A 2,750-nucleotide genomic window follows, 5' to 3' on the forward strand; every position below is an offset into this window, starting at 1 on the left:
GCGCCCTCGGCGGGGGCGCGCGCGCCCACCCCCCGGGCCGCCCCCCGCGCCCCCCCGGCCCCCCCGCGGGGGCGCCCCCCCCCGCGCCGCCCCTCCGCCGTGGCAGCATCCTCGGGTGAGCGAGCCGAGCCCCGACCTGTCGTCCGGCCCCGTCCCGGGGCGCCGGGAGCGCCGCGAGCAGACCGGGCGGTCGCGCGCCGACCCGCACGGCCACGCGCACGGGCCGGCGGCGCCGGCGACGCGGCGCGTGCGCCTGACGCTCGCGGCGCTCCTCGTCCCGGCCCTGCTCGCGACGCTCGCCGGGCTGGTCGCGCTGTGGCCCGCGTCCGCCGACGTGCCGGACCGCATCCCCGTCGCGGCCGAGGGCAGCACCGTCCTGCGTGCCACCGTCACCGGGCCGATCGACCCCGAGACGGACGAGGTGCCCGCCCGCCTCGACGCGGGGTCCCGCGCGGGCGGCGAGGACGTGGGCGGCGACGCGATCACGGTCAACGCCCCGCCCGAGTACGTCGCCTACGGGTTCGACGAGGGCGACCGGCTCCGCGTCCTCTACATCGCGGAGGCGGTCGGGGCGGGCGTGAGCCCGTACGTGTTCATGGACTTCGAGCGCGGGCTGCCCATCGGGGTGCTCGCGATCGCGTACGCCGTGGTCGTGCTGGCCGTCGCGCGCTGGCGCGGCCTCGCCGCGCTCGCGGGGCTCGCGGGCGCGTTCGTCGTCATCACGTGGTTCACGCTGCCCGCGCTGCTCACGGGGCAGAACGCGCTGGGCGTCGCGCTCGTGACGTCGTCGCTCGTCATGTTCGTCGTGCTCTACGTCGCGCACGGCTTCACCGCGCGCACGTCGACGGCGCTGCTCGGCACGCTCGTCGGGCTCGCCATCACGGCGCTGCTCGGGTGGTGGGGCTCGGGCGCGTCGAACATCACGGGGCTCACCTCGGAGGAGTCGCTGTGGATCCCGCAGTACGCGCCCTCGCTCGACATCCAGGGCGTCGTCCTGTGCGGCATCGTGCTCGCCGGCATGGGCGTGCTCAACGACGTGACCATCACCCAGGCGTCGGCCGTGTGGGAGCTGCGGGCGGTCGCACCGCTCGCGACCCGGCGCGAGCTCTTCGCGCGCGCGATGCGCATCGGGCGCGACCACATCGCCTCGACCGTCTACACCATCGCGTTCGCCTACGTCGGCGCGGCCCTGCCGCTGCTCATGGCGGTCTACCTGTCCGACCAGAACCTCGCCACGAGCCTCACCTCGGGCGAGATCGCGGAGGAGGTCGTGCGCACGCTCGTCGGCTCGATCGGCCTCGTCCTCGCGATCCCGGTCACGACGGCCATCGCGGCGCTCACCGTGCCCGGCACCGCGTCGGTGGCGTCCGTCCCCGTGGGTAGGGTCGAGGTCCCCGCGGCGTGACGACGGGGCGTCCCCGCCCGTCCGGACGGGACGAACCGAACGAGGGGAGGACGACGGTGACGGGGACGACGAGCGGCCGGAGTGTGGCGGTCCTAGGCCCGGGCGGGGTCGGCGGGCTGGTCGGCGCGCTGCTCGTGCGGTCCGGTGCCGACGTGACGTTCCTCGCGGGGGAGGCCACGGCGGCGGCCCTGACGGAGCACGGGGTGCACGTGCGCAGCCGCCAGGTGGGCGAGGTCCACGTCCCCGCGCGGGCGGCCACGCGGCTCGACGAGCCGGTCGACGTCGTCCTCGTGGCGGTCAAGCAGACCGCGCTCGACGACGCGCTCGACCGCGTCCCGCCCGAGGTGCTCGGCGACGGCGTCGTGGTGCCGTTCCTCAACGGGCTCGACCACCTCGACGTGCTGCGCGCGCGGTACGGGGCCGAGCGCGTGCTCCCCGCGACCATCCGTGTCGAGTCCACGCGCGTCGCGCCGGGCGAGATCGAGCACACGAGCGCGTTCACCGACGTCGACCTCGCGCCCGGCAGCGTTCCGCCCGAGCGGGTGGAGGCCGTGCGCACGCTCCTGGACGGGGCCGGGACCTCGACCACGGTCCACCCCGACGAGACGGCGCTGATGTGGGCCAAGCTCGGCTTCCTCGCGCCGTTCGCCCTGCTCACGACGACGCACCGCGCCCCGATCGGCGAGGTGCGGACCACGCACCGCGCCGAGCTCGAGGCGCTCGTGCGCGAGGTCGCGGCGGTCGCGGCGGCGAGCGGGGCGCCGTCGGACCCCGCGCGCACGCTCGCCTTCTACGACCGCTTCGCGCCCGAGGCGAAGTCGTCCATGCTGCGCGACGCCGAGGCCGGGCGACCGCTCGAGGTGGACGCCATCGGCGGTGCGATCGTCCGGGCCGCCGACCGCGCGGGCGTGGACGCGCCGCTCACCCGCGCGCTCGTCGCCGGCCTCGGCGGCTGACGGCCGGACGGCGCCCCAGGACCGCGCCCGCCGGGAGCCTTCACCGGACCGCCACGCGACCCCCTGTGGACGCGTCCCCAGGAGCCTCACAGGTTCGCCAGGATGTCCGTCATGAGAGAGCCGTGGGTCGACGTCGCGCTGGCGCGGCTGCCCGAGACGCGTTCCTGCCCCGCGTGCGCCGCGACGCTGCGGTCGTCCCGCTGCGACCGGTGCCTGCTCGACCTCACCGGCCCGCTCGCGTTCGAGGTCGCCGCGGCGTCGAGCGACGCGGCCGACGCGCTCGCGCGCCGCCAGGTCGCGCTCGACGCCCTGCGTGCGAGCCAGCCCGAGGCCGCGGCGTGGGCGGCCCGCGCGGCGGTCGCGGCGCCGCCCCGCGCGCGCCCCGGCCC

Annotated in this window: 3 protein-coding genes; all 3 read left to right on the plus strand. The window is 77.4% G+C overall.

Annotated elements, in window-relative coordinates:
- The first annotated feature begins 115 nt into the window (after window positions 1-115).
- Window positions 116-1,405 carry a YibE/F family protein gene (locus ACFWH7_RS08040; protein WP_378215977.1) on the plus strand — a complete coding sequence of 430 codons (1,290 nt, stop codon included), beginning with the start codon at window positions 116-118 and terminating at the stop codon, window positions 1,403-1,405.
- 83 nt (window positions 1,406-1,488) lie between these two features.
- On the plus strand, window positions 1,489-2,361 hold the full coding sequence (locus ACFWH7_RS08045; protein ID WP_378215978.1) for a ketopantoate reductase family protein: 873 nt from the start codon (window positions 1,489-1,491) through the stop codon (window positions 2,359-2,361).
- Between the two features lie 111 nt (window positions 2,362-2,472).
- Window positions 2,473-2,750, plus strand: a 278-nt coding sequence (locus tag ACFWH7_RS08050; RefSeq protein ID WP_378215979.1) for a hypothetical protein, incomplete at its 3' end; no start/stop codon positions are given.

The organism is Cellulosimicrobium cellulans (genome assembly GCF_042723955.1).
Lineage (GTDB): Bacteria > Actinomycetota > Actinomycetes > Actinomycetales > Cellulomonadaceae > Cellulosimicrobium > Cellulosimicrobium cellulans_H.